Annotated in this window: 24 protein-coding genes; 14 read left to right on the top strand and 10 right to left on the bottom strand. The window is 59.7% G+C overall.

The window, feature by feature from the left end:
* The first annotated feature begins 491 nt into the window (after positions 1–491).
* On the top strand, positions 492–941 hold the full coding sequence (locus PG5_RS17310; protein WP_020798423.1) for a cupin domain-containing protein: 450 nt from the start codon (positions 492–494) through the stop codon (positions 939–941).
* A gap of 6 nt (positions 942–947) precedes the next feature.
* Here PG5_RS17310 and PG5_RS17315 read toward each other — a convergent pair whose 3' ends face one another.
* A complete protein-coding gene (locus PG5_RS17315; RefSeq protein ID WP_020798424.1) occupies positions 948–2,360 on the bottom strand; it encodes an MFS transporter in 1,413 nt (470 codons plus the stop codon).
* A 132-nt stretch (positions 2,361–2,492) separates the two neighbouring features.
* Here PG5_RS17315 and PG5_RS17320 point away from each other — a divergent pair, with 132 nt between their 5' ends.
* From PG5_RS17320 to PG5_RS17345, 6 genes are all read left to right on the top strand, one after another.
* Positions 2,493–3,386, top strand: coding sequence for a LysR family transcriptional regulator (locus PG5_RS17320; RefSeq protein WP_020798425.1), 894 nt, complete (start codon positions 2,493–2,495; stop codon positions 3,384–3,386).
* Positions 3,387–3,898: 512 nt separating this feature from the next.
* A complete protein-coding gene (locus tag PG5_RS17325; protein ID WP_020798426.1) occupies positions 3,899–5,296 on the top strand; it encodes a diguanylate cyclase domain-containing protein in 1,398 nt (465 codons plus the stop codon).
* Positions 5,293–6,621, top strand: a complete 1,329-nt coding sequence (locus PG5_RS17330; protein ID WP_042955470.1) for a glycosyltransferase — start codon at positions 5,293–5,295, stop codon at positions 6,619–6,621. The genes PG5_RS17325 and PG5_RS17330 overlap by 4 nt, the downstream gene beginning before the upstream one ends.
* Position 6,622: 1 nt before the next feature.
* Positions 6,623–7,465, top strand: coding sequence for a hypothetical protein (locus tag PG5_RS17335; RefSeq protein WP_020798428.1), 843 nt, complete (start codon positions 6,623–6,625; stop codon positions 7,463–7,465).
* Between the two features lie 6 nt (positions 7,466–7,471).
* The gene (locus tag PG5_RS17340; RefSeq protein ID WP_020798429.1) at positions 7,472–8,596 is read left to right on the top strand and encodes an HlyD family secretion protein; all 1,125 of its coding nucleotides are present in this window, start codon (positions 7,472–7,474) and stop codon (positions 8,594–8,596) included.
* 2 nt (positions 8,597–8,598) lie between these two features.
* Complete coding sequence (locus tag PG5_RS17345; RefSeq protein WP_033039621.1) at positions 8,599–9,546, top strand: NAD-dependent epimerase/dehydratase family protein; 948 nt, start codon at positions 8,599–8,601, stop codon at positions 9,544–9,546.
* Here PG5_RS17345 and PG5_RS17350 read toward each other — a convergent pair.
* Positions 9,518–9,778 carry a hypothetical protein gene (locus tag PG5_RS17350; protein WP_020798431.1) on the bottom strand — a complete coding sequence of 87 codons (261 nt, stop codon included), beginning with the start codon at positions 9,776–9,778 and terminating at the stop codon, positions 9,518–9,520. The two genes, PG5_RS17345 and PG5_RS17350, sit on opposite strands and share 29 nt — an antisense overlap.
* A gap of 436 nt (positions 9,779–10,214) precedes the next feature.
* Between PG5_RS17350 and PG5_RS17360 the strand changes: the two genes are divergently transcribed.
* A complete protein-coding gene (locus tag PG5_RS17360) occupies positions 10,215–11,279 on the top strand; it encodes a hypothetical protein (protein WP_020798432.1) in 1,065 nt (354 codons plus the stop codon).
* A gap of 15 nt (positions 11,280–11,294) precedes the next feature.
* Positions 11,295–11,648: a DUF1428 domain-containing protein gene (locus PG5_RS17365; protein WP_020798433.1), complete on the top strand. Its 354-nt coding sequence runs from the start codon at positions 11,295–11,297 to the stop codon at positions 11,646–11,648.
* Between the two features lie 14 nt (positions 11,649–11,662).
* On the opposite strand, the gene PG5_RS17370 is transcribed toward PG5_RS17365, so the two are convergent.
* Positions 11,663–11,857, bottom strand: coding sequence for a hypothetical protein (locus PG5_RS17370; RefSeq protein WP_020798434.1), 195 nt, complete (start codon positions 11,855–11,857; stop codon positions 11,663–11,665).
* 110 nt (positions 11,858–11,967) lie between these two features.
* Between PG5_RS17370 and thpR the strand changes: the two genes are divergently transcribed.
* Complete coding sequence (gene thpR / locus PG5_RS17375; protein ID WP_020798435.1) at positions 11,968–12,507, top strand: RNA 2',3'-cyclic phosphodiesterase; 540 nt, start codon at positions 11,968–11,970, stop codon at positions 12,505–12,507.
* 287 nt (positions 12,508–12,794) lie between these two features.
* On the opposite strand, the gene PG5_RS17380 is transcribed toward thpR, so the two are convergent.
* From PG5_RS17380 to PG5_RS17400, 5 genes are all read right to left on the bottom strand, one after another.
* The gene (locus tag PG5_RS17380; protein WP_020798437.1) at positions 12,795–13,892 is read right to left on the bottom strand and encodes a polyamine ABC transporter substrate-binding protein; all 1,098 of its coding nucleotides are present in this window, start codon (positions 13,890–13,892) and stop codon (positions 12,795–12,797) included.
* A 157-nt stretch (positions 13,893–14,049) separates the two neighbouring features.
* Positions 14,050–14,934, bottom strand: coding sequence for an ABC transporter permease subunit (locus tag PG5_RS17385; protein ID WP_020798439.1), 885 nt, complete (start codon positions 14,932–14,934; stop codon positions 14,050–14,052).
* Positions 14,931–15,812, bottom strand: coding sequence for an ABC transporter permease subunit (locus PG5_RS17390; RefSeq protein ID WP_162831853.1), 882 nt, complete (start codon positions 15,810–15,812; stop codon positions 14,931–14,933). The genes PG5_RS17385 and PG5_RS17390 overlap by 4 nt, the downstream gene beginning before the upstream one ends.
* 29 nt (positions 15,813–15,841) lie before the next feature.
* A complete protein-coding gene (potA, locus tag PG5_RS17395) occupies positions 15,842–16,984 on the bottom strand; it encodes a polyamine ABC transporter ATP-binding protein (protein ID WP_020798440.1) in 1,143 nt (380 codons plus the stop codon).
* 335 nt (positions 16,985–17,319) lie between these two features.
* Complete coding sequence (locus tag PG5_RS17400) at positions 17,320–18,081, bottom strand: gamma-glutamyl-gamma-aminobutyrate hydrolase family protein (protein WP_020798442.1); 762 nt, start codon at positions 18,079–18,081, stop codon at positions 17,320–17,322.
* A gap of 280 nt (positions 18,082–18,361) precedes the next feature.
* On the opposite strand from PG5_RS17400, the gene PG5_RS17405 reads away from it, so the two are divergent.
* From PG5_RS17405 to PG5_RS17420, 4 genes are all read left to right on the top strand, one after another.
* Complete coding sequence (locus PG5_RS17405; RefSeq protein WP_020798443.1) at positions 18,362–19,738, top strand: glutamine synthetase family protein; 1,377 nt, start codon at positions 18,362–18,364, stop codon at positions 19,736–19,738.
* A 181-nt stretch (positions 19,739–19,919) separates the two neighbouring features.
* Entirely contained in the window at positions 19,920–21,410 is a 1,491-nt protein-coding gene (locus PG5_RS17410; RefSeq protein WP_020798444.1) for an aldehyde dehydrogenase, read from the top strand.
* A 56-nt stretch (positions 21,411–21,466) separates the two neighbouring features.
* Positions 21,467–22,750, top strand: coding sequence for an FAD-binding oxidoreductase (locus PG5_RS17415; RefSeq protein WP_020798445.1), 1,284 nt, complete (start codon positions 21,467–21,469; stop codon positions 22,748–22,750).
* Between the two features lie 274 nt (positions 22,751–23,024).
* Complete coding sequence (locus PG5_RS17420; RefSeq protein ID WP_007895886.1) at positions 23,025–23,573, top strand: cupin domain-containing protein; 549 nt, start codon at positions 23,025–23,027, stop codon at positions 23,571–23,573.
* Positions 23,574–23,603: 30 nt separating this feature from the next.
* Here the strand turns inward: PG5_RS17420 and PG5_RS17425 are convergent, their stop codons facing one another.
* Positions 23,604–23,798, bottom strand: coding sequence for a PLDc N-terminal domain-containing protein (locus PG5_RS17425; protein WP_020798446.1), 195 nt, complete (start codon positions 23,796–23,798; stop codon positions 23,604–23,606).
* A 67-nt stretch (positions 23,799–23,865) separates the two neighbouring features.
* Positions 23,866–24,291: a hypothetical protein gene (locus tag PG5_RS17430; RefSeq protein WP_020798447.1), complete on the bottom strand. Its 426-nt coding sequence runs from the start codon at positions 24,289–24,291 to the stop codon at positions 23,866–23,868.
* Between the last annotated feature and the right edge of the window lie 118 nt (positions 24,292–24,409).

Below are 24,409 nucleotides of genomic sequence, written 5' to 3' on the forward strand. Positions count from 1 at the left end.
GCCGGTTTACCCACTGCGCAGAACCTCCACTCGGCCTCTCGAGGGGGCAAGAAAATCAAAAGCCAAAGCAACAGCAAAAGCGAGGCGGCCTTAAAGCCGACCTGATTGCAGGTCTGTCCGCGATTCCATTGTGGGAGCGAGCCTGCTCGCGATGGACTTCCAGACAACGCGTTCATCCAGACAGGCCGCGTCATCGTTGACCTCCATCGCGACGGTGCGACGATTCGACATGCTCGCTCCAGCCCGGGCGGCGTGCCGCTTTTCAAAGTGACCCGCTGTAATAGCGGAACCCTAAGTGGCCGTTACCGTAGCGCTGGATCTACACCCCAAGTTCCCGATCATCCGCAAGACGTATCGCAACGTATCCGCCATTCACAAAGCTACAGTCGCATACAAAAACCGGGGTGAGAGGACACGAAGGCGTTACACGGCGAGTGCGTAATGCAACCGCCCCCTAACGGCTTTTACCTAACGCACACCGGAGAATCAGCATGTCCCGAACCCCCACCCGCTACGCGGCAGGCCTGCTCGGCGTTGCCCTCGTCACTGCAACATTGACCGCTTTCACCGGCCTTGCCCAAGCCCAGGAGGCGGGTCAGCCGCCGGCGAAAAACTGGCAGGCCGGCCTCAAGCGCACGGACCTGGTGCGCCGTGACCTGGATGTCGCCGGGCGCGAAGTCATCCAGGTGCGCGTTGATTTCGACCCGGGCGTGGTGTCGCCGAAACACTCGCACCCCGGGGTGGAAGTGGCCTACGTCATCGACGGCACCTTCGAGTATCAGCTCGAAGGGCAACCGGCCGTTACGCTCAAGGCCGGTGACTCCTTGTACATCCCCGCCGGCACCGCCCATGTGGCCAAGAATGTCGGCCAGGGCAAGGCGTCGGAACTGGCGACCTACATCGTCAAGAAGGACACACCGCTGGTGGTACTGGAGCAGTAATCGCGTTTACCGCCCGTTAGCCTGCCTGCGCCATGCGATCAGGCAGGCGACGACGATCAGCCCCAGCGCGACCAGAAACGTCGTGCGCAGGCCGCTGGCGATGGCCTGCGGATGCGCGGTGCCGATGTCGACCGCCCTTGAGGCCAAGGCGAACACGGCGCTCAAGGCCGAGGCCCCGGTGACCAGCCCCAGGTTGCGCGAAAGGTTGAGCAGGCCAGACACTACACCGCGTTGATCAGGCGCAACGTCGAGCATCACGGCGGTGTTGTTGGCGGTCTGGAACACCGCATAGCCCAGGGTGAGGACGACCATGGGGGCGAGGTAGCCGCCCACGCCGAACGACTCGGGCACGAGCGACAACATCAAGCAGCCCAGCGCCATGCCCAAGAGCCCGGCGAGGGTCATGCCAGGGGCTCCGCAACGGTCGACGATGCGCCCGGCGGGCGCGCCGGTCAGCGCGGCGACCAGTGGCCCGACCGACAACACCAGGCCGATCTCCATTGCCGACAACCGCAGGGTCTGTGAAAGGTAGAACGGCCCGACCAGCAGCGTGGCCATCATTACGGTGGTCACCAGCAGGCTCATGGCGAGGCTGCCGCTGAGGCGGCTGTCACGAAACAAGGCCAGGCGCACCAGGGGTGCCGCGACCCGCGATTCAACCCGCACGAACAATCCGAGACCCAGGCAGGCCGCCAGCAGCAGGACGATATTCGGCAGGCCGAAGTGCGCGCGTCCAAGGGTCATGGCCAGGGCATAGGCGGCGAGGCTCAGGGCCAGCAACAGCGTGCCTGCCGGATCGAACCCCGTACGCCCGGATTGCGCCGGGCGATCATCGGGCAAGTAGCGTTGCGCGAGCAGCCATGTCGCCATGCCCAGAGGCACGCTGATGAGGAACATCGAACGCCAGCCGAATTCGCCGATCAGCACACCGCCGAGCGCCGGGCCCAGCGCGGTGCCAATGGCCGACATCGTCCCCAGCAGGCCCATGGCGCCGCCAGTCTTGCCCTTGGCCACCGTCTCGCCGACAAACGCCAGGGTCAACGCCATCATGATTGCCGCGCCCAGGCCTTGCAGCGCCCTGGCAGCGATCAGCAGACCGAGATTGGGCGCCAGTGCGCAGCAGGCCGAAGCCAATGTGAACAGGGCAATGCCGCACAGCAACAGGCGGCGTCGACCGACCAGGTCACCGAATCGACCGACGCTGACGATCAAGGTGGTAATGACCAGCAGGTAGGCGATGACGACCCACTGCACTTGTTGAAAGGACGCGCTGAATGCCTGGGCCAGGGATGGCAGGCCGACGTTGGCGATGCTGGTGCCCAGCGATGACAACAACATTGCCAACGACAGGCTGGCCAGCGTCCCTTTCACCGAAGGCGTCCGTTGAGCAACTGCCGCGACTGCAGATCCGTCATTCATGATGTTCTCCTCTCTGGTCACTCCCGATTGGAGCTACCAGAAATCTACGCCCGGGCCTAACATGGCGGAAGGCGCACGAATCGCACTTGATACATGCATACAGCGCCACATCAGCCGACCATGGGGCCACGTATGTCCACACCCGATCTCAACTTGCTGACTACCCTTGATGCGCTCCTGACAGAAGGCAGCGTCGCCCGTGCCGCCAAGCGCCTGCGCCTGAGTCCATCGGCGATGAGCAGGGCCCTGGCGCGACTGCGTGAAACCACTGGCGATCCGCTGCTGGTCAGGGCCGGGCGTGGCCTGGTGCCTACACCGCGTGCGCTGGAGTTGCGCGAGCGGGTTGGTCAGCTTGTGCAGGAGGCAGAAGCGATGCTGCGCCCGGCCGAACAACCTGACCTCATGCACTTGGTGCGCACATTCACGTTGCGCACCAGCGAAGGCTTTGTCGAAAACTTCGGCGCCGCGCTGATCGCCCGCGTCGCTGAACAAGCGCCGGGCATACGCCTGCGCTTCATGCACAAGCCCGACAAGGACAGCGCTGCACTGCGCGACGGTACGGTCGATCTGGAAACGGGTGTGGTGGGCCAGGCCGCGAGCCCGGAACTGCTTACCCAGGGATTGTTCCGCGATCGTTTCATCGGCGTGGTGCGCACGGGGCACCCGCTGTGCGATGGCGAGATAACGCCCGCGCGTTTTGCCGCGCACGACCACATCAGCGTGTCACGGCGAGGACTGGACAAGGGGTCGATTGACGAAGCCCTGGAGCTGCTCGGGTTGCAACGGCACATCGCGACCATGGTCGCCGGCTTCTCGACGGCACTGGCACTTGCCCGATCGAGCGATCTGATTGCCAGTGTGCCCGAGCGGCATACTGCCAATCTGCGGTGCGGTATGCACAGCTTTGCACTGCCATTGTCACTGCCTCCATTTTCCCTGGCCATGATCTGGCATCCCCGACTGAATGCCGACCCAGTGCATCGATGGCTGCGTGGCTGTCTGCGGGAAGTTTGTACTTTTGATTAACTACCGATTCACTTGTATTTACCTGATTTGATATTAAAGTAATGGCTGTATCATTGTTGTAACTGTTTGCGGATATGTTTTGGTTTGGTTATATGTCTCGGCTTCGATGATATAAAAAACTTTGAACTTATAAGATTGTTTGCGGTATTCGTGGGTCATAGTGTGTTGGGAAGTTATTCTGAGTAATTGGAAGAGTCTCTCAGTTGCAATTGGGGCGCTTGAAGCTATCAATGTTCGATGCTCACCGGTAGTTTTGATTGATAGGGCTTTTTCTTAATTACAATGTTTAAATTTTTGATTTAAAACGTTTTTTTGTAATAATTTGTTTGTATTGAAGGCGCCGTCTGTCTCATGAATGCCGCGTCAGAATTTATCGACGAATGGCGACGAATTTTTGGCGCTGGCCGAGTCAAAAAATAACTTGAACAATAAAATCGGACACTTCGCAAATGTGATGCTAGTGTTCCTTCCTCCAATTAACCGCACTTGTCTGTTTGTAGAGGACGTGCGTCATGCCGACTTCAAACCCCAGGGTTGCGATATTCGGTAACAGAGTTCCGAGCCTGAATCTTCCAGAGCTTGAGCACTTTACCGATCTGGGCAGCTTGCTGGCTGCCGAAGCATTTGATGTGGTGTTACTGGACATGCCAGCCGCGTATGCTGGCAAAGTGCTACGAAAATTGCGCACGCTTGCCCCTTACCGCTACACGCTGATTTTCTGCTGCCGTGATCAGGATGGCTGGTGTGAAGCCTTGGGCGATGGCGCGTGTCCCGTCGAGACTAGCGAAATAAAAAGGCTCTGGAGCGTGTGGCAGGAACGCTTCCGGCTGTTCGAACATGGCTCGGCCCCCGAACGTTTCGAAAGCCGGGTGCTTTCCTGGCTGTGGTTGCGCGAAGGCGCTCAGTTGCTTGCCTTACGCGATCCGGAGGTGCCTCAGCACTATCGTTATCCGTTGCTGGACGCCCTGGCAGACAGCGAGCAGGTCAACGCGTTCGTCTGGCTCAGCCTGATGGTGCAACAGGACTGGCTGGAAGAGGGGGTTCTGGTGGATCGCGTCCGGCTCTGTTCGGATTGTGGTTCGGGCCGCCTCAATTACATTGATGTGTGTACCGAATGTCACGCCATGGACATTGCACGGCAACCTTCATTGCATTGTTTTACCTGTGGTCATGTTGGCGCACAGGAGTCATTTCTCAAGGACGGGGTGTTGCTGTGCCCCAACTGTTTGAACCGGCTGCGCCACATTGGTAGCGATTACGACCGCCCGATGGAGAATTATCGTTGCCGGTCGTGTCAGGCGTTTTTTGTCGATGCCGAGGTGCAGGCGCGCTGCCTGGATTGCGGCCTGTCACACACACCCGACAAGTTGCGCATACGGGAAGTCAGGGATCTGCGCCTGTCCGAGGCCGGGCGATTCCGCTGCCGCCAGGAGTTCAGTGAAAAGACGGTTGAGCATTTCGGTCGGCTCAGTCTGTTAGGTGGCAAGGACTTCTATGATTTGCTGACCTGGCAGATGCAGATCGTGCGTCGCCACCCGGTGCCTGAGTTTTCACTGATCGGCCTGCGCTTCGTCAACCTTGCCGGTGCGTTGTCGCACCTGGGCGAACAACGCGGCCATGCCTTTATAGATAGCGTGGCCGATCGATTGCAGGAATCTGTCAGGGAAACGGACCGTTGCTCGCGCAGTACCGAAGAATTCTTCTGGATCATGCTTCCCCATACCGACGAGAAGGGGCTGGAAGTCGTCAAGCGCCGCTTGGGTCGGGTCGCCGAATTGTTTTCAGCGCCGGAGGTCAGCGACATTACCTTGCGTGTCATCAGTATCACTGCACCCCGGGATCTACTCGATCAAGAAGATGGCGAGCTGTTACTGGCGCGTATGGCCGGTGAGCTGGGTGACACGGCATGAGCCCATTCCTGGAGCAACTCTTGAGTGCACTCAGCGCGCTCGCAGGGCCGGATGGATTGAGCCGCTTGTTCTACATGCTTTTTCCAGCGTTCATCCTGTTCGAACTGCCCATGATCATCATCGTGTTGCTGGGCATATTGCGTTGGTTCACCCGTCGGCGTACCAGTGTTCCGAAGATCAGTATTTACCGACCCAAGGTCTCTTGCATCATTACCTGCTACAGCGAGGGCATGGACGTTCAGACCACGCTGTTGAGCCTGTGTGAGCAAACCTATGGCGGCCACATCGAGATGATCCCGGTGGTGGATGGCGCCACGGTGAACCAGGCCACACTCAGCGCCGTTCGCAATTTCCATGTAGACCCGCAGTTATACCCCAAGCGCCATTTACGGCCGATCGCCAAATGGCAGAGGGGTGGCAGGGTGTCGTCCCTCAACGCCGGCCTGTCGCTTGCCGGCGGCGAAATCGTGATGGCGCTCGATGGCGATACATCCTTCGACAACAACATGGTCGCTTCCATCGTGCGGCATTTCGAGGACCCTAAGGTGCCTGCGGTAGCCGGTAGCCTGCGTGTGCGCAATGTCTGGGGTTCCTGGGTGACAGCGATGCAGGCGCTGGAGTACCTGCTGTCGATCCATATGTCGAAAATCGGTCTGGCCGAATGGAACCTGGTCAATAACGTTTCCGGGGCCTTTGGCGCGTTCCGTCGCAGTTTCCTGGTGAAAATCGGTGGCTGGAACACGCACACCGCGGAGGATCTGGACCTGACGTTGCGCATCAAGAGTTACTTCAAGCGGCATGACCTGAGGATTCCGTTCGAGCCCGAAGCGGTAGGACATACCGATGCACCGGCGACGCTGAGCCAGTTTCTGATGCAGCGCTTGCGCTGGGATGGCGACCTGTTTTTTCTCTATATCAGAAAGCACAACCACAATATCAGCCCCACATTATTGGGCTGGCCCACCTTTGTGATGATCCTGATCACGGGCTTTTTCTTCCAGTTGGTGCTGCCGTTTGTCATCTTCATTTATACCTTGCTGGCGCTGTTCATCCTGCCGGGCAAGACGCTGTTGTTCCTGTTTGCGCTGATCTACCTGCTGTACCTGTTGATCACCCTGCTGATGTTCGCAGCCATGCTGGTGATGGTCTCCGACCGGCCTCGACAGGACATGGTGCTGGGGTTGCTGGTGCCTCTGTTCCCGATGTTCATGCTGCTCCTGCGGTGCTGGAGCGTCGTGGCCATGCTCAACGAGATGTTTCGTCGCGGCCATGAAGAAAGCTCGATGGCGCCATGGTGGGTGCTTAAACGTGCCACGAGGTTTTGACATGCGATCGATAATTCTGGCCGCGTCGCTGTGGATGCCCACGGTGTTGCTGGCGGTACAACCCATGACGCTTGAAGCGGCACAGGCACAAAAATGGTCCCAGGCCAGTTATGTCTGGGACAGCGAGGTATTGCTCGATCCCGATCATCGCGCGGCAGAATTGACGGCCCTGCGCAGAGCCGGAATGGACAAGATTTATCTTGGCCTCAAGGGCGCGCAGTTGGAGGACCTCGCCACGACGCGCCAGCGCCTTGAGCAATTGCTGCAGGAGGCAGCCGGCGAGGGGCTGCAAGTGAGCCTGTTGCTGGGCGATCCTGAATGGATGAAGCCGCAGGAGCGCCACCAGCTCACCGAGCTGCTGGACAAACTCAAAGGGCTTTCATTCACCAGCCTGCACCTTGACCTGGAGGTCGAGCAGTTGGGCGTGCCTGTGCCTGACCAGCGTTTGAAGGACTTGCTCGATACCTTGCGCGCGGCATCCCGAGAGAGCCCTTGGCCGGTCGAGATTTCCAGCCATCATCGCTGGTTCGCCGAGACCAAGCCCGGACAAACCTGCGTGCCATGCGGGCTTCCCGCCGCCGGTGTGCGCCAGGTCAGCCTGATGATTTACACCCGCAACCCAAAAAACAGCGCTCGGATGGCAGAGCAGATAGCCCGGCGCTGGCCCGAACTGCAATTTCGCCTCGCCCAAAGCACGGAGCCACAACTGGATGCCACGGAATCCTGGGCCGGCGCGTCGACCGAACAGTTGCAACACCAGAGCAGTGTCTGGCGTGAGCAACTGCAACCCCTGGGGATTGCCGGCATCGACTGGCAAGCCTGGCGAGACTTTCCAAAACGGTGAGCCGTCATGAAGATTCGTTTCGATAGTCGTAAAGAATTGAGTCCGACTCAGGAACAGGGTTTGACCGTGCTCTACGCGCCAGGCAAACGCATGGCCTTTCGCGTGCGCTGGTACCTGATCCTGCTGCTGGTCGCCAGCCCGTTGATCTGGCTGGGAGGCAAGCTGGTCTACGGCATGCTGATGATCGACGCGCCGGCACAGTTGCGCCTGCCGATTCTTGAGGTGCGTGCGCGTGATACCGGTCGGGTCGAGCAACTGTTCGTCAAGGCCGGTGATCAGGTCCGGGCTGACCAGCCCCTGGTCAATCTCGACAACCCGGAATGGCGCGCCAGGTTATCGCAACTGGCGGCCATGCCGACCAATACCAAGCCTGCGCGCAATATCAAATTGGGCGGCAGCGAACGGGCATTGCTGCAGACCCGCATAGGCCGCGCCCAGGAACGGGTGAAGGTGCTCGAAGACCTGGTTTATCGAGGTGCTGTGTCTCCCGGTGAAGTGTTGACGGCCAAATCAGAACTCGACGGTTTCAGGGCGGACCTGCTGGCATTCGAGCGCCGTGAACAATTGGCTAACCAGGCGCCGTTGAGCGTTGAGCGCGATGTTATCCAACAGCAGGCCGAGCAACAGTGGTTGAAGACTCGCCTTGCCGCGCTACCGATCAACGCCGCGCAAAGTGGACGCGTGGCGGAAGTACTGGTCAATCCCGGCGAGAACGTTGGTGCTGGCACATTGCTGATGCGCATCGAGCGACTGGAAGACCCGCTGCTGTGGATTTATCTGGAACCGTTGAACATCAGCTACGCCGCGATTGGTCAACCGCTGCGGGTACGCATGCCGGACGGCGAGTGGTTGAGCGCTCATGTGGTCCAGGCAGTCGACAGCGCGGGTCGCACGCCAACAGTATTGCGCGGGCCGTTCGCAGCCAGCGAAATGGGCTTGCAGGTCGCCGCGCGGTTTGATCAGCCGCTGTCGCCTCGTTGGCGCATTGATCAATTGCCGTTGAATGTTCGTTTTCCCACTGACTGGCCACAACTGCTCAGTGACAGCCGTGAGTTCATCAACCAATTAGGGGACTTGATTGCAATGGATCGACCACAAAACCCCAGCACCCGCGTATCGGAGGCTCAATGATGATGACTGCTGAGCGAATCCTGGTCACCGGTGGCGCCGGCTTCATCGGCTCGCACCTTGTCGAAGCCCTGCTCGAATACGGCTACAGCGTTCGAGTCCTGGATGATCTTTCCACCGGGAAATTATCCAACCTGCCGATTGATCGTTGTCATTTGACCTTGGTAGTGGGGGATGTCGCCGATGCCTCGACGGTAGCGCGCGCCATGAAAGACTGCACCGCGGTGGTCCATCTGGCCGCAGTCGCCTCGGTGCAGGCCTCGGTCGATGACCCGATCGCCACGCACCAGAGCAACTTCATCGGTACGCTCAATATCTGTGAAGCCATGCGCCAGGCAGGTGTAAGGCGGGTGGTCTACGCCTCCAGTGCAGCGATTTACGGCAACAACGGCGAAGGCACCGCGATCAGTGAAGACACACCAAAAAATCCCCTGACGCCGTACGCCGCCGACAAACTGGCCAGCGAACACTTCCTTGATTTCTATCGCCGCCAGCACGGACTGGAACCGGTCATCCTGCGCTTCTTCAATATTTATGGACCGCGCCAGGATCCTTCGTCGCCTTATTCCGGCGTCATCAGTATTTTCAGCGAACGGGCACAAAAAAAACTCCCCATCACCGTTTATGGTGATGGGGAGCAAACAAGGGACTTCGTCTATGTCAATGACCTGGTCAAGATCCTGGTACAGGCGGTCACTGAATCAAAACCGCGTAATGAACCGATCAATGTCGGGTTTAACCGCTCCACCAGCTTGAACGATCTGGCGACGATGCTGGGCGAACTGCTGGGTTGGCCGCTTTCGCTGGCCTACGATGCGCCGCGATCCGGTGACATCAGGCACTCTCTCGCCGACAACAGTCGATTGCTGAGGCATTTTTCGTTGGAAAAACCGACCTGTTTTGCAGAGGGGCTGGGTCAGCTTCTCAGAAGTATTGATGCCGGCGGGCGCTAGAGGCGACTTCGGTTGCCAGCAAATGCTCGGCCAATACGTCATTGAGAAAGCGGAACTGATCGTTGAGCCCGATCACTTCGTTACTGAAGTGATGACCGGCTGCCGGAATCAGCAGTGCCTCGAATTTTTCGTCGAACATCAGGGTCAATACTTTACGAGACTCGAATTGCTGCGAGTAGTAGTTGTTGCCGAACACCGGAAAGCTCACGGCCAAGGTGACGTTGGTGATCATGACGTGCGCTCCTCAGAGAGAAAGAACCAGCCGAATACGCTTAACGTGAAGGCCGTCAGGGCCAGGCAGGTCAGGAGATGGATCAGCATGGTTCTACCCTCCGCTACAGGGTTTTGTGTTGGGTTGGAACTGATCCTACGCTGACGGTGCGTGGGCGGAAGGCAATCGTGGCGATGGTGAATATCGATGGGAGTGATGGTCTGATGTTGTGGGTGTTTCTGATGGCCCCATCGCGGGCAAGCCCGCTCCTACAGGGGATCGGGTTGGAACACGATTGTTGTGTACACCTGTAACCATTGTGGGAGCGGGCTTGCCCACGATGGCGGCCTCAAGAGCACCATCAATCCTGAGCGGCTACCCGCCGCCACCTATACTCAAACCAGGGGCCTCAGAGCGCCGAACCTCCCGTTCGGCTTACACTTCAGGAACCGCGATCTTGAACCTGCGTTCGCTGATCGTCGCCGTGCTGGTAGTGTTGGCGGGATGCGTCACGGCTCCGCCTGCCCCGGTAGAAGTGCCGCAGATCATGATTTCTCCGAGTACCTGGCAGCAAGTGGACCGGGAAATTATCGATGCGTCGCAGTCGGCCACCGAGCAGGCAAAAATCTACGCCCACGGCGCCATGGATTACTGGCGCACCCGGGTCTATCAGCTGACCGAAGAAAATTTCATTCCTTGGTTCAGCAGTTACTGGACCCAGGAATGGCTATCGATGAAGGTCAGTTGGTACACCATCAGTGCCAAGGGCGAGCAGGATGCCACGGAGAAACGCCTGGCAGCGTATCTGCTGGAGAAGTACCAGGAAAAGGTGCTGGCTCCGGCGGCGCTTGAGGTGGATCCGGATGCGATTCTCACCCTGGCAGCGGCGTTCTACCTGGACATAATGAAGGAAGAACTGCAGAAAATTTCCCAACGTCATGGCGTGCCGATGGCGCAGCTCAATGGTCGCATCCGCAAAGTTCCCGCGATTGCCCTCGGGCCGCCGCCCGCCAGGGACGCCTCGCTGTACCAGGTGGTGCATGCTGAGCAGTTGAGCGCGTTGCCGGCGTACGCCGCGCTGGTCGACAAGGTCCACAAGGCCGGTGGCGACAAGGGTGTGGGCTCGACGGACACCGCCATGGCACCGGTGGCCAAGCGCGCCAGTCAACGCATCGAAGCCGAGATGGCCCCGCGTGGGGCGGCCAGTGCGGTAGCGGCGGCAGCGGGCAAGTTGGCCGGCGCGTTGATTTCCGTCGGCGTCGCGGGCGTTCGGGCGATCATCCAGGCCAACGATCGACCGGACAGCGAAGCGTTGATCCGCAGCAGCCTGGGCAACACGTTCGACAAGGCCTGGACCAAGCTGCTGCAGAACCCGACCACCGGTGTGATGGCGGGCACCTTGTACATGGCCTCGCAGATAGAGGGGAGCCTGGCGCAAAGCGCCCAACCGTCGGTCGGTACGGACCCAGGGTCTGTCGATTGGAGCCCGACCCAGTCGACTAATCAACAGATCAACCCATGACCCAAGGAGAACCTCATGTCCTATGTTGATGGCTTTGTCATTGCCGTACCCACCGCCAACCGCGAAAAATTCCGCAAGCACGCCGAGATGGCCGCTGCCATTTTCATCGAGAACGGCGCGCTCAGCCTCGCCGAGTGTTGGGGTGACGACGTGCCTGACGGCAAGGTGACCTCGTTTCCCATGGCGGTGAAACTCAAAGAGAACGAAACCGTGGTGTTTTCCTGGATCGTCTGGCCGGACAAGCCCACGCGTGACGCCGGGATGGCGAAACTGATGAGCGATCCGCGGGTGCAACCGGACGTCAATCCCATGCCATTCGATGGTCAAAGGATGATCTTCGGCGGTTTCGAAATGATCGTGAAGGCTTGATCCGAACCGCCGGATCACTCCGCCGCCGGGGTGATCCGGCAACTCTTGCGGTTGCGGATTTCGTCATCGGACGGTCGCTCGCGGACAAACTCGAAGCGCGGCTCGCCTTCGCTGTAATGCACCAGCCAGCCCCATTCCAGCTTGAGTTCATCCTGACCGGGTTCTGGGGGGGTGGCCCACCAGGGTTCCTTACTGAGGATCTGTCGCATGCTTCCCTCCGGTTGGTTCGCCTGCATCAACTATAACTTGCATGCCGGCAGACGCCAGAAGCGGCCTTGCAGGTTGTAGACTCAGGTTATTTCCGGCAGAGATATCTGGCATGAATGACGAAACCCATGAGCCGTTCAAGCGCTTGTTTTTCGCGCTCGGCTGCGCGCCGGCGCAACGCAAGGCCATCGCCCAGTGGCGCAGCGCCTTGCAACTGCGCAGCGGACGTGCGGTGCCGGTCGAGAACTTTCATCTGACCTTGAAGTTTCTGGGGGCGGTCGCGATCGCGCAGATTGCCGATATCTGCACGGCTGCCGCGTCTGTACGAACGTCGGGCGAACGCTTGACCGTGGAGCTCGATCGACTCGACGTCTGGCGCAGGGCAGGGGTCTTGGTGTTGGCACCCGAGCAGGCATCGCCCGCGTTGTTGCGGCTGGTGTATGACCTGGAGCAGGCCCTGTTGCCCTTTGGCCTTGAGGATGCACCACGGGAATTTCGCCCGCACTTGACCTTGGCTCGAGACTATCGGGCGCCGGTGCCGGAGTCTCCCACGCCACCCGAGTTTGTCCTGCGTGCTGATCGCTTCGCGTTGTTCGAATCGCACAAGGGCCGTTACCGGGCGCTGGCCGAATGGCCGTTGGGGGGTGTTTGACTTAAAGCTGGAACGCGGAGCGTCCCGGACTGCATTCCCACGCAGAGCGTGGGAACGATCACAAAAAAAGGCGCCCGAGGGCGCCAAACTTCACCTTAACCGAGGAGCCAGGTGAGGGATGCAGCGGTGGTAAGGCGCTGCATGAATAGAAAAGCTAAAGCTGAAATCCAGGTTGAATGTTATGGCCTCTTCGCGAGCAGGCTCGCTCCCACAGGGGGACGTATTCCATTGTGGGAGCGAGCCTGCTCGCGAAAGCGGCATCAAGTTCAACACTTATGTGCAGTGAATTACTGGCCGAGTTTCACCTTGGTCCAACCCCGGGTCATGATCCGCTGTACCGCAATCGGCTGGTCAGGGATGGCATACAAGGTTGCCATCACCGCTTCGGGCGGATACGAACCCGGCTCATTGCGAATCGCCTCATCCACCAACGGCGTTGCGGCCGCATTGGCGTTGCTGTAGCCGATGTTGTTGGTGATCTCGGCGATGATGTCCGGGCGCATCAGGAAGTTCATGAACAGGTAGGCGTTCTCGACGTTGGCGGCATCGCGCGGGATGGCGACCATGTCGTAGAAACTGCCGGCGCCTTCTTTCGGGATGCTGTAGTCGATCTTCACCTTGTCCCCGGCTTCCTGGGCGCGAGCCTTGGCCTGCAGCACATCGCCGGAGTAACCGACGGCCACGCAGATGTTGCCGTTGGCCAGGTCCGAGATGTACTTCGAGGAATGGAAGTACGCCACCGATGGGCGGATTTTCATGAACAGTGCTTCGGCTTCGGCGATGTGCGCCTTGTCCTTGTCGTTCACCGGGTAGCCCAGGTAGTGAAGGGCGGCCGGGATCATCTCGGTGGGCGAGTCGAGGAAACTGATGCCGCAGGCTTTGAGTTTTTCAGCATTTTCCGGTTTGAACAGCAGGTCCCAGGAGTTGGTCGGGGCGTTGGCGCCAAGCACATCCTTGACCTTCTGCGGGTTGAAGCCGATGCCGATCGAGCCCCACATGTACGGGAAGGCATGGGCGTTGTCCGGGTCGCTGGCGGAGGCGTTTTTCAGCAGCACCGGATTGAGGTTCTGCCAGTTGGGCAGCTTCGACTTGTCCAGCTCCTGATAGACCCCGGCCTTGATCTGCTTGGCCAGGAAACTGTTGGACGGCACGACGATGTCGTAGCCGGACTTGCCCGCCAGCAAGCGAGCTTCAAGGGTTTCGTTACTGTCGAAGACATCGTAGGTCACGCGGATGCCGGTCTCGTCTTCGAACTTCTTGACGGTGTCCGGGGCAATGTAATCCGACCAGTTATAGACGCGCAGAACCTTGTCATTGGCCTGGGCGCCCGAGGCGATCACGCCCAATAAGGACAGTGTCAGCAGAGTCCTGCCAAACATTTTCATGTACAACTCCATTTCTTTTCTTATTCAAATCCTTGTAGGAGCGAGCCTGCTCCGGGCGGCGTTCCGACGAAAAACTCAAGGACAACGCGTTCATTCAGATTGCCCAAGCCATCGTTGACGTCCATCGCGAGCATGCTCGCTCCTACAGGGGGTGGTGCTAGGCCGTTGCTCCGACCATTTGCTTTTTCGGTTGTTGCCAGGATTCGCTGGCAGTCTGGTCCATCGCTTCCTGGATCGCCCGTTTACGGCTGGCTTCGGCGCGGCGGCTGAAGTACCAGACCATGAAGGTCACGATCGACACAGCCAACAGGATCAGGCTGGCCACGGCGTTGATCTCCGGCTTCACGCCCAGGCGCACCGCCGAGAACACTTCCATCGGCAGGGTGGTGGAACCCGGGCCCGAGACGAAGCTCGCCAGTACTAGGTCATCCAGCGACAGGGCAAACGACATCATGCCGCCGGCCGCCAGTGACGGCGCGATCATCGGGATGGTGATCAGGAAGAACACCTTGAACGGTTTCGCACCCAGGTCCATGGCCGCTTCTTCGATGGACAGGTCCAGCTCGCGAAGGCGCGCGGAGACTACCACTGCCACGTAGGCGGCACAAAACGTGGTGTGGGCGATCCAGATCGTCACGATGCCACGCTCCATCGGCCAGCCGATCATTTGCGCCATGGCCACGAACAGCAGCAACAGCGACAGACCGGTGATCACTTCCGGCATCACCAGCGGCGCGGTCACCAGGCCACCGAACAGCGTGCGGCCCTTGAAGCGCGTGACGCGGGTCAGCACGAATGCAGCCAATGTCCCCAGCGCCACCGCGGCAATCGCGGTGTAGCAGGCGATTTCCAGCGAACGCACCACCGAGCCCATCAGTTGCGAGTTGTCGAGCAGGCCGGCGTACCACTTGAACGACCAGCCACCCCACACCGTCACCAGCTTGGAGGCGTTGAACGAGTAGATCACCAGGATCAGCATCGGCAGGTAGATAAACGACAGGCCGAAAACCAGCATGAACTTTGAAAATCCGAAGCGTTTCATCCCCGTGCCTCCATCTCTTTGGCCTGGCTGCGGTTGAACAGCAGAATCGGCACGATCAGAATCAACAGCATCACCACCGCCAGGGCGGACGCCACCGGCCAGTCGCGGTTATTGAAAAACTCCTGCCACAGCACTCGGCCGATCATCAGGGTCTCGGGACCGCCCAACAGCTCCGGAATCACGAACTCACCGACCACTGGAATGAACACCAGCATGCACCCGGCGATGATGCCGTTCTTGGCCAGCGGCACGGTGATTTTCCAGAAGCTGTTGAAGGTGCTCGAACCCAGGTCCGAAGCCGCTTCCAGCAGGCTCTGGTCGTGTTTGACCAGGTTGGCGTACAGCGGCAGGATCATGAACGGCAGATACGCATACACCACGCCGATGTAGACGGCGGTGTTGGTGTTGAGGATCTCGATCGGGTGATCGGTCAGCCCGATCCACATCAAAAAGCCGTTGAGCAGGCCGTTGTTGCTGAGGATGCCCATCCACGCATACACGCGGATCAGGATCGCGGTCCAGGTCGGCATCATGATCAGCAGCATCAGCACGTTCTGTGCTTCCTTGCTTGCCTTGGTAATGGCATAGGCCATCGGAAAACCGATCACCAGGCACATCAGCGTACTGAACAGCGCAACCTTCAACGAACCGAGGTAAGCCGAGAGGTACAGCTCATCTTCGCCCAGCAACGTGTAGTTGCCGATGTTGAGCAACAGATTGAATTTCTGCTCGGCGTAGGTGTAGATCTCCGAGTAGGGCGGAATGGCCAGGGCTGCTTCCGAGAAGCTGATCTTCATCACCAAAAAGAACGGCAGCATGAAGAACAGGCACAGCCACAGGAACGGAATGCCGATGACCAGTTTTCGTCCGCTGGGCACCAGGCGCAGGAATTGCTGATTGAAGGTTCTCATGCGCGCAGTACCACGCCGCTGTCGTCTTCCCACCACACGTAGACCTGATCGTCCCAGGTCGGACGTGCGCCACGGCGTTCGGCGTTGGCCATGAACGATTGCACGACCTTGCCGCCAGGCAGCTTGACGTAGAACACCGAGTGGCCGCCGAGGTAGGCGATGTCATGCACGGTGCCGCTGGACCAGTTGTAGCGGGTGTCGGGCTTGGTGGTGCTGACCAGCAGTTTTTCCGGGCGAATGGCGTAGGTGATCGACTTGTCCTGCACCGAGGTGCTGACGCCGTGACCGACGTAGATCTTCTGCTCCAGATCCGTGCTGTGAATGATCGCGTGACCTTCCAGATCTTCCACTACGGTGCCTTCGAAAGCGTTCACGTTGCCGATGAATTCGCAGACCATGCGGCTGACTGGCGCTTCATAGATGTCCACCGGGCTGCCGATCTGGGCGATCCAGCCCAGGTGCATGATCGCAATGCGCTGGGCCATGGTCATGGCTTCTTCCTGGTCGTGGGTCACCATGACGCAGGTCACGCCGACGCGCTCGATGATCTCGACCAACTCCAGCTGCATTTGCGAACGCAGTTTTTTATCCAGCGCGCCCATCGGCTCGTCGAGCAGCAACAGCTTTGGACGTTTGGCCAGGGAGCGGGCCAATGCCACGCGCTGACGCTGGCCGCCGGACAACTGATGCGGCTTGCGCTTGGCGTACTGGGTCATGTGCACCAGGCGCAGCATTTCTTCGACGCGGGCATCGATTTCACTGGCGGGCAACCGGTCCTGCTTGAGGCCGAAGGCGATGTTCTGCGCCACGGTCATGTGCGGGAACAGGGCATAGGACTGGAACATCATGTTGATCGGCCGCTCGTACGGCGGCATGTCGGTGATGTCCACGCCGTCGAGCAGGATGCGCCCTTCAGTCGGGCGCTCGAAGCCGGCGAGCATGCGCAGCAGCGTCGATTTACCTGAACCGGAACCACCGAGCAGGGCAAAGATTTCACCCTGATGGATTTCCAGGGACACATCGTCCACTGCGGTGGTTTCGTCGAACTTCTTGGTGACGCGGTCGACTTTCACCAACACCTTTTTCGGTGCCTGGTGACCTTCAAGAGCCTTCCTGTAGATGCTGGAGGCGTTTGCCATGTGAAACTCCCAACAGGTTTCGTTCGCCGGGCCAACGCGGCCTGGCTTAATAGTTGATTGCAAACCCGAGCGGTCAGTGGGTCGCGATCCCTGTAGGAGCTGGCGAAGCCTGCGATCTTTTGACTTTGCTTTTCAAAATCAAGATCAAAAGATCGCAGGCTTCGCCAGCTCCTACAGGGGATTGCGCTGGATGCCCCGTCCGGGTTTATCCGGTGCCGCCTTCCTGGCTGCGGTACTTGTTGTTATTGCAGTGTGTTGTTGTCGTGAGTCACGGATGCGCGCAAGCGCACCCGCCAGACCCACGGGGGCAGTAAATTGATTGATCTTTTATGACGTCAGCGCGAGTTACGCAGCGCCGCCCGTTGTCGGCACGCGTCACCAAACGCCTGGAAAATTCTCAGGTAGGGCGGATTCGACAGGACCTGCCATTCCGGGTGCCATTGCACGCCGAGGGCGAAGGCCTTGCTGTGCTCCACCGAGACCGCTTCGATCAATCCGTCCGGCGCGAGTGCTTCGGCGCGCAGGCCAGGCGCGAGTCGGTCGATGCCCTGGCTGTGAATCGAATTGACCTGGAACTGCGGGGGCAGGTCCAGCGCCTGGAACACACCACCGGGCTGCACATCGACGGCGTGCGCCGGTGCGTATTGCACCGCGAGGTCGGGATGGTCGGCTTCACGATGATCGAGGAAGCCGGGCAGTTCATGGACCTTCTGATGCAGGCTGCCACCGAACGCCACATTCATCTCCTGAAAGCCGCGGCAGATGCCGAGCACCGGAACGCCGGCGGCAATCGCCGCGCGAATCAGGGGAAGGGTGGTTTGATCCCGCTGGGGATCGTGTTCGGTGCCGGGAGCGCTGGCGGGGCCTTGATAGTGGAAGGGCTCCACATTCGACGGCGAGCCGGTCAGCAACAGACCGTCGAGCTGCGGTAGCAGGTCTTCGATTTCGGTCAGGTCGCCCAGGGAAGGAATGACCACGGGCAGTCCCAGCGCGGCAACGCTGACAGCACGCAAGTACTTGTCACCGCTGACGTGGTAGGGGTGCAGGCCAATCTGTTTGACGCATGCAGTAACGCCGATCAATGGCTTGAATGCCATTTTTATCACCTCGAAGTTTCACACTTGAACGAGCTTTTCTGGAGCTTAGCCTTGTTGATTTTAATTAACAACTCTCATGTAAAAAATTCTAAACGCCGCACGTCTGAAGACGAGGATTTACGCGTGTTTCAAGGATGATCTGGCACTCTCGTGCCTCTGAGAGGCCCGAAAATAAACGCTTAAAGGCTGTGTGTTCGCTATTGACTTCACTTTGCCTTTCGGATTGACTGGCTACGTGAAAGGGCGGTGAACATAATAATTAACAGCTAATAGGTGCATCATGTCGGTCCCTCTGCGTACCGTTCAACTCAACGAAGCAAACGCATTCCTTAAGAAATATCCTGAGGTTTTGTACGTCGACCTTCTGATTGCGGATATGAACGGTGTGGTGCGCGGCAAGCGCATCGAACGCACCAGTCTTCATAAGGTTTACGAGAAAGGCATCAACCTGCCAGCGTCCCTGTTTGCGCTGGACATCAATGGCTCCACGGTGGAAAGCACCGGCCTGGGCCTGGACATCGGCGACTCCGACCGGATCTGCTATCCGATCCCTGGCACCCTGAGCATCGAGCCATGGCAGAAGCGCCCAACCGCGCAACTGCTGATGACCATGCACGAGCTCGAAGGCCAGCCGTTCTTCGCCGACCCGCGGGAAGTGTTGGCAAATGTGGTGCGCAAGTTCGACGACATGGGCCTGACCATCTGCGCCGCGTTCGAACTGGAGTTCTACCTGATCGACCAGGACAACGTGAACGGTCGCCCACAGTCGCCGCGTTCGCCGGTGTCCGGCAAGCGTCCGATGTCGACCCAGGTGTACCTGATCGACGACCTCGACGAATACGTCGACTGCCTGCAGGACATCCTCGAAGGCGCGAAAGAGCAGGGCATCCCGGCTGACGCCATCGTCAAGGAAAGCGCCCCGGCGCAGTTCGAAGTCAACCTGCACCACGTGGCCGATCCTATAAAGGCTTGCGATTACGCGGTGCTGCTCAAGCGTCTGGTGAAAAACATCGCCTACGACCACGAGATGGACACCACGTTCATGGCCAAGCCGTATCCAGGCCAGGCGGGTAACGGTCTGCACGTACACATTTCGATTCTCGACAAGGAAGGCAACAACATCTTTGCCAGCGAGGATCCCGAGCAGAACGCCGCGCTGCGTCACGCGATCGGCGGTGTGCTCGAGACCCTGCCGGCGCAGATGGCGTTCCTTTGCCCGAACGTCAACTCTTACCGTCGTTTCGGCGCGCAGTTCTACGTGCCGAACTCGCCGAGCTGGGGCGTCGACAACCGTACCGTAGCGGTTCGCGTGCCGACCGGTTCACCGGACTCCGTGCGCATCGAGCACCGCGTGGCCGGTGCCGACGCCAACCCGTACCTGTTGATGGCTTCGGTTTTGGCCGGCGTGCACCACGGCCTGACCAACCAGATCGAGCCTGGCGCCCCGGTGGAAGGCAACAGCTACGAACAGAACGAGCAGAGCCTGCCGAACAACCTGCGCGATGCCCTGCGCGAGCTGGACGACAGCGAAGTCATGGCCCGTTATATCGACCCGATGTACATCGACGTGTTCGTGGCGTGCAAGGAAAGCGAGCTGGCCGAGTTCGAGAACTCCATCTCCGACCTTGAGTACAACTGGTACCTGCATACCGTTTAAGACGGATCACGCCGATCAACTGTGGGAGCGAGCCTGCTCGCGAAGGCGGCGGTTCAGTCAGCATTGATGTTGTCTGACACACCGCTTTCGCGAGCAGGCTCGCTCCCACAGGGGACCGTCTTTCAAATCCTTGGATGACCGGTCAGTTCGACTACATATTCCCCTGCGTCGAGTCACAACCATGACAATCACTCGCAGCGACTGGGAGCAACGCTTCCAGTCCCTCAACATCGAAAGCCGCGCCTTCATCGACGGCCAGTACTGCGCGGCCGCCAGCGGCGCCACGTTCGAATGCATCAGCCCGGTGGACGGTCGTTTCCTGGCGAATGTGGCCAGCACCGACGAAGCCGATGCCAACGCCGCCGTCGCCGTTGCCCGTCGCACCTTCGAATCCGGCGTCTGGGCCAGCCTGGCTCCGGCCGAGCGCAAGCGCGTGCTGATCCGCTTCGCCGACTTGATCCTGGCCAACCAGGAAGAGCTCGCGCTGCTTGAAACCCTCGACATGGGCAAGCCGATCAGCGACTCGATGAACGTCGACATTCCGGCGACCGCCAACGCGATTCGCTGGACCGCCGAAGCCATCGACAAGATCTACGACGAAGTCGCTGCCACGCCCCGCGATCAGCTTGGCCTGGTGACGCGCGAACCGGCCGGCGTGGTCGCGGCCATCGTGCCCTGGAACTTCCCGCTGATCATGGCCAGCTGGAAATTCGCCCCGGCCCTGGCGGCAGGTAACTCGTTCATCCTCAAGCCTTCGGAAAAGTCGCCGCTGACGGCCATTCGCATCGCGCAGCTGGCACTGGAAGCGGGCATCCCGAAAGGTGTTTTCAACGTCTTGCCGGGCTACGGTCACACCGTCGGCAAGGCGCTGGCGTTGCACATGGACGTCGACGTGCTGGCCTTCACCGGCTCCACGGCGATCGCCAAGCAACTGATGATCTACGCCGGGCAAAGCAACATGAAACGCGTCTGGGCAGAAGCGGGGGGCAAAAGCCCGAACGTGGTGTTCGCCGATGCACCGGACCTGCGCGCGGCGGCACAAGCGGCAGCCAGCGGCATTGCCTTCAATCAGGGCGAAGTCTGCACCGCCGGTTCGCGCTTGCTGGTGGAGCGTTCGATCCGCGAGCAGTTCTTGCCATTGTTGGTCGAAGCCCTGCAAGCCTGGAAGCCGGGGCATGCGCTTGATCCTTCGACCACCGTCGGCGCGGTCGTCGACCAGCGTCAACTGGACAACGTATTGCGCTACATCGATATCGGCAGGGAACAGGGTGCCGAGTTGATCGCGGGCGGCCAGCGCACCCTCGAAGAAACCGGTGGCCTGTACGTGGAGCCGGCGGTTTTCGACGGCGTGACCAACGCCATGACCATCGCCCGGGAAGAAATTTTCGGCCCGGTGCTGTCGGTCATCACCTTCGACACCGCTGAAGAAGCCCTGGCGATCGCCAACGACAGCATCTTCGGCCTGGCCGCCGGCGTGTGGACCAGCAACCTGAGCAAGGCCCACACCTTCGCCCGTGGCCTGCGTGCCGGCAGCGTCTGGGTCAACCAGTATGACGGCGGCGACATGACCGCGCCGTTCGGCGGGTTCAAGCAGTCGGGTAACGGTCGGGACAAATCGCTGCACGCGTTCGACAAGTACACCGAACTCAAGGCGACCTGGATCAAGCTCTAAGACCTATAAAAAAGCGACGGTCACCGGCCTCTTGCCGGTGCCCATCGGAGAAACCTATGAAACAAGCACATGTTAATAGCTACTACGCCGCCACCCGCAACTTCACCGGCGATTTCCCGGTACTGGAAGGGGCGGTTGACTGCGACGTCTGCGTGATCGGCGCCGGCTACACCGGCCTGTCCTCGGCGCTGTTCCTCGCCGAAGCGGGCTACAGCGTCACCGTGCTCGAAGCGGCCAAGGTCGGCTTCGGCGCCAGCGGTCGCAACGGCGGGCAACTGGTCAACTCCTACAGCCGCGACGTCGATGTCATCGAAGAGCGCTACGGCGACAAGACCGCCGAAATCCTCGGCAGCATGATCTTCGAAGGTGCGGACATCATTCGTCAGCGCATACAGCACTACGACATCCAGTGCGACTACCGTCCCGGTGGCATCTTCGCGGCGATGAACAAAAAGCAACTCAAGGGCCTGGCCGAGCAGAAGAAGAGCTGGGAACGCTACGGCAACAAGAACCTGACAATGCTCGACGCTGCCGACATCAAGCGCGAAGTGGGTTCCAATGCCTACGTCGGTGGCCTGCTGGACATGCAGGGCGGCCACATTCACCCGTTGAACCTGGCCCTCGGCGAAGCCTCGGCGATCATCGGCCTGGGCGGCAAGATCTACGAGCAGTCGGCGGCGGTGGAAATCACCTACGGCGAGCCGATCACCGTGCGCACCGCCAAAGGCGTGGTAAAGGCCAAGTACCTGCTGATCGCTGGTAACGCCTACCTGCCGCAGGGCCTGGACAATCGCGTGACCAGCAAGAGCATGCCGTGCGGTTCGCAGATCGTTGTGACTGAACCGCTGCCGGAAAAAGTTGCCCGCAGCCTGATCACCAACAACTACTGCGTCGAAGACTGCAACTACCTGCTCGACTACTACCGCCTGACCCGCGACAACCGCCTGCTCTACGGCGGTGGCGTGGTCTACGGCGCCCGTGAGCCGGACGACATCGAACAACTGATCCGCCCGAAGATCCTCAAGACCTTCCCGCAGTTGAAGGATGTGAAGATCGACTACCGCTGGACCGGCAACTTCCTGCTGACCATGTCGCGCATGCCGCAATTCGGCCGTATCGAGAAAAACGCCTACTACATGCAGGGCTACAGTGGTCACGGCGTTACGTGCTCGCACCTGGCCGGCAAGCTCATCTCGGAAATGATTCGTGGCGACGCCGAGCGTTTCGACGCGTTTGCATCCTTGCCGCACATGCCGATGATCGGCGGGCGCACCTTCTCGGCTCCGTTGACCGCCCTCGGCGCCGTGTACTACTCGCTGCGCGACCGTTTCGGCATCTAGACTTTACCTCACCGGCAGGCACCCCAATCAGGTACTGCCGGCTTTTTTACCTGAAACACCACGTACCCCTGTAGGAGCAGCCGCAGGCTGCGATCATTTGATCTTGCTTTTGACGATCAAAGATCAAAAGATCGCAGCCTGCGGCAGCTCCTACAGCAACACCCACAAACGTGATTTAATAGCCGCCTTTCACGTTTCCGGGACCGGAAAACGGCGCGATCTACGCCTGCTCTCCACCCCCATTACCCTTGCGTACCAAGCACATAAGGCTGTCATGGACACGGGCTCACGACTCAAATTAGTACGCGAAAGCTACAAACTGTCCCAGCGCGAGCTGGCCCGGCGTAGCGGCGTCACCAATGCCACCATTTCCCTGATCGAACAGAATCGCGTCAGTCCTTCCGTCAGCTCGCTGAAAAAGCTGCTTGAAGGCATTCCCATGTCCCTGGCCGACTTCTTCACCTTCGATCAGCCACCGCGCGAGCATCAATACGTCTTTCGCGCCAACGAACAGCCGGACCTCGGCCGCCACGGCCTGCGGCTGCTGCTGATCGGTGCGTCCGTGCCGAGTCGGCAGATGCGTCTGTTGCGCGAACAATACGCGCCGGGTGCCAGTTCCGGCGAAGAGCCGATCGTGCACTCAGAAGGCGAGGAGTGCGGGCTGGTCACCCGTGGCACCGTCGAGCTGACGGTGGACGGGCAGATCAGCGTGCTCAATGCCGGTGACGGGTACTATTTCCCCACGACCTTGCCGCACCGGTTCAGGAACATCGGCGCGGATGAGGCGGAAATCATCAGTGCGAACACCCCGGCGAACTTCTGACGAACCGGCCCCAGGACGTCAATCGCCGCATTACGCCTGGGCAACGTGCTTGGGCCCCGCCAGGGCCCACAGTACCAGGCCAATCAACGGTACAAACACGATCAGCACCATCCATACCCCTTTGTTGCTGGCGTTCCCTGCGCTTTTGCGCACCCGGTTGATCGCCCACAGTTCAAGCGCCAGCAGCACTGCCGCCGATACGATCCATAGCGTTTCTATTTGCATGAGCCACCTCCTGATAGTCAGTCAGTTAGGTGGCCGTGCAATCGCGGGGTTCATTTAATTTTCGCCGCTACCTGGCTTTCCAGTGTCCGCCACCGGACTCGCAATCGATCCTGGCCTGGTCAATGTGCTGCGCATCGTAGTAATAGGTGGTGACCTTGGCGCTGTCGGGAATGTTCAGCGACGTGCTGTTCTTGTCCTTGCTGGTGGAATGTGGGTTGGCCAGGGATTCCTGGGTCAGCGTAGCGACGCAGGAGGCTTGATAGTGATCGGCGCACTGTTCGACCTTTTTCTTGGTGCTGGCCAGCATGTCCTTGCTCTCATTGCTGCAGGACCAATCGATGGCATTGACCGGCATGCCTTCGTATTCATAACAGCTGTGGGTTTCGACCACGGGGACGGCAGCGCTTTGCGATCGCGTCAGCACGTCACAGCCTTCGGCAGCGGCCAGGCCGGGAACGAGGCTGGCGATCAGGAGCAGAAGTCGACGGTTCATCGGGATTTCCTCTGCAATGGCGCCTTTGCCTGATCGGGAAGTGGCGCCGATAGAGATTTGAAAACGCGATGAGGTACGGGGTTCCCTTCATTTCAAGGGACCCTGTAGGAGCGAGCAT

The organism is Pseudomonas sp. G5(2012), assembly GCF_000408945.1.
Taxonomy (GTDB): Bacteria; Pseudomonadota; Gammaproteobacteria; order Pseudomonadales; family Pseudomonadaceae; genus Aquipseudomonas; species Aquipseudomonas umsongensis.

What these genes read in the sequence shown, in the direction of transcription:
- PG5_RS17310 (WP_020798423.1), top strand. Translation starts at nt 492, where the DNA reads ATGTCCCGAACCCCCACCCGCTACGCGGCAGGCCTGCTCGGCGTTGCC.
- PG5_RS17315 (WP_020798424.1), bottom strand. Translation starts at nt 2,360, where the DNA reads ATGAATGACGGATCTGCAGTCGCGGCAGTTGCTCAACGGACGCCTTCG.
- PG5_RS17320 (WP_020798425.1), top strand. Translation starts at nt 2,493, where the DNA reads ATGTCCACACCCGATCTCAACTTGCTGACTACCCTTGATGCGCTCCTG.
- PG5_RS17325 (WP_020798426.1), top strand. Translation starts at nt 3,899, where the DNA reads ATGCCGACTTCAAACCCCAGGGTTGCGATATTCGGTAACAGAGTTCCG.
- PG5_RS17330 (WP_042955470.1), top strand. Translation starts at nt 5,293, where the DNA reads ATGAGCCCATTCCTGGAGCAACTCTTGAGTGCACTCAGCGCGCTCGCA.
- PG5_RS17335 (WP_020798428.1), top strand. Translation starts at nt 6,623, where the DNA reads ATGCGATCGATAATTCTGGCCGCGTCGCTGTGGATGCCCACGGTGTTG.
- PG5_RS17340 (WP_020798429.1), top strand. Translation starts at nt 7,472, where the DNA reads ATGAAGATTCGTTTCGATAGTCGTAAAGAATTGAGTCCGACTCAGGAA.
- PG5_RS17345 (WP_033039621.1), top strand. Translation starts at nt 8,599, where the DNA reads ATGACTGCTGAGCGAATCCTGGTCACCGGTGGCGCCGGCTTCATCGGC.
- PG5_RS17350 (WP_020798431.1), bottom strand. Translation starts at nt 9,778, where the DNA reads ATGATCACCAACGTCACCTTGGCCGTGAGCTTTCCGGTGTTCGGCAAC.
- PG5_RS17365 (WP_020798433.1), top strand. Translation starts at nt 11,295, where the DNA reads ATGTCCTATGTTGATGGCTTTGTCATTGCCGTACCCACCGCCAACCGC.
- PG5_RS17370 (WP_020798434.1), bottom strand. Translation starts at nt 11,857, where the DNA reads ATGCGACAGATCCTCAGTAAGGAACCCTGGTGGGCCACCCCCCCAGAA.
- thpR (WP_020798435.1), top strand. Translation starts at nt 11,968, where the DNA reads ATGAATGACGAAACCCATGAGCCGTTCAAGCGCTTGTTTTTCGCGCTC.
- PG5_RS17380 (WP_020798437.1), bottom strand. Translation starts at nt 13,892, where the DNA reads ATGAAAATGTTTGGCAGGACTCTGCTGACACTGTCCTTATTGGGCGTG.
- PG5_RS17385 (WP_020798439.1), bottom strand. Translation starts at nt 14,934, where the DNA reads ATGAAACGCTTCGGATTTTCAAAGTTCATGCTGGTTTTCGGCCTGTCG.
- potA (WP_020798440.1), bottom strand. Translation starts at nt 16,984, where the DNA reads ATGGCAAACGCCTCCAGCATCTACAGGAAGGCTCTTGAAGGTCACCAG.
- PG5_RS17400 (WP_020798442.1), bottom strand. Translation starts at nt 18,081, where the DNA reads ATGGCATTCAAGCCATTGATCGGCGTTACTGCATGCGTCAAACAGATT.
- PG5_RS17405 (WP_020798443.1), top strand. Translation starts at nt 18,362, where the DNA reads ATGTCGGTCCCTCTGCGTACCGTTCAACTCAACGAAGCAAACGCATTC.
- PG5_RS17410 (WP_020798444.1), top strand. Translation starts at nt 19,920, where the DNA reads ATGACAATCACTCGCAGCGACTGGGAGCAACGCTTCCAGTCCCTCAAC.
- PG5_RS17415 (WP_020798445.1), top strand. Translation starts at nt 21,467, where the DNA reads ATGAAACAAGCACATGTTAATAGCTACTACGCCGCCACCCGCAACTTC.
- PG5_RS17420 (WP_007895886.1), top strand. Translation starts at nt 23,025, where the DNA reads ATGGACACGGGCTCACGACTCAAATTAGTACGCGAAAGCTACAAACTG.
- PG5_RS17425 (WP_020798446.1), bottom strand. Translation starts at nt 23,798, where the DNA reads ATGCAAATAGAAACGCTATGGATCGTATCGGCGGCAGTGCTGCTGGCG.
- PG5_RS17430 (WP_020798447.1), bottom strand. Translation starts at nt 24,291, where the DNA reads ATGAACCGTCGACTTCTGCTCCTGATCGCCAGCCTCGTTCCCGGCCTG.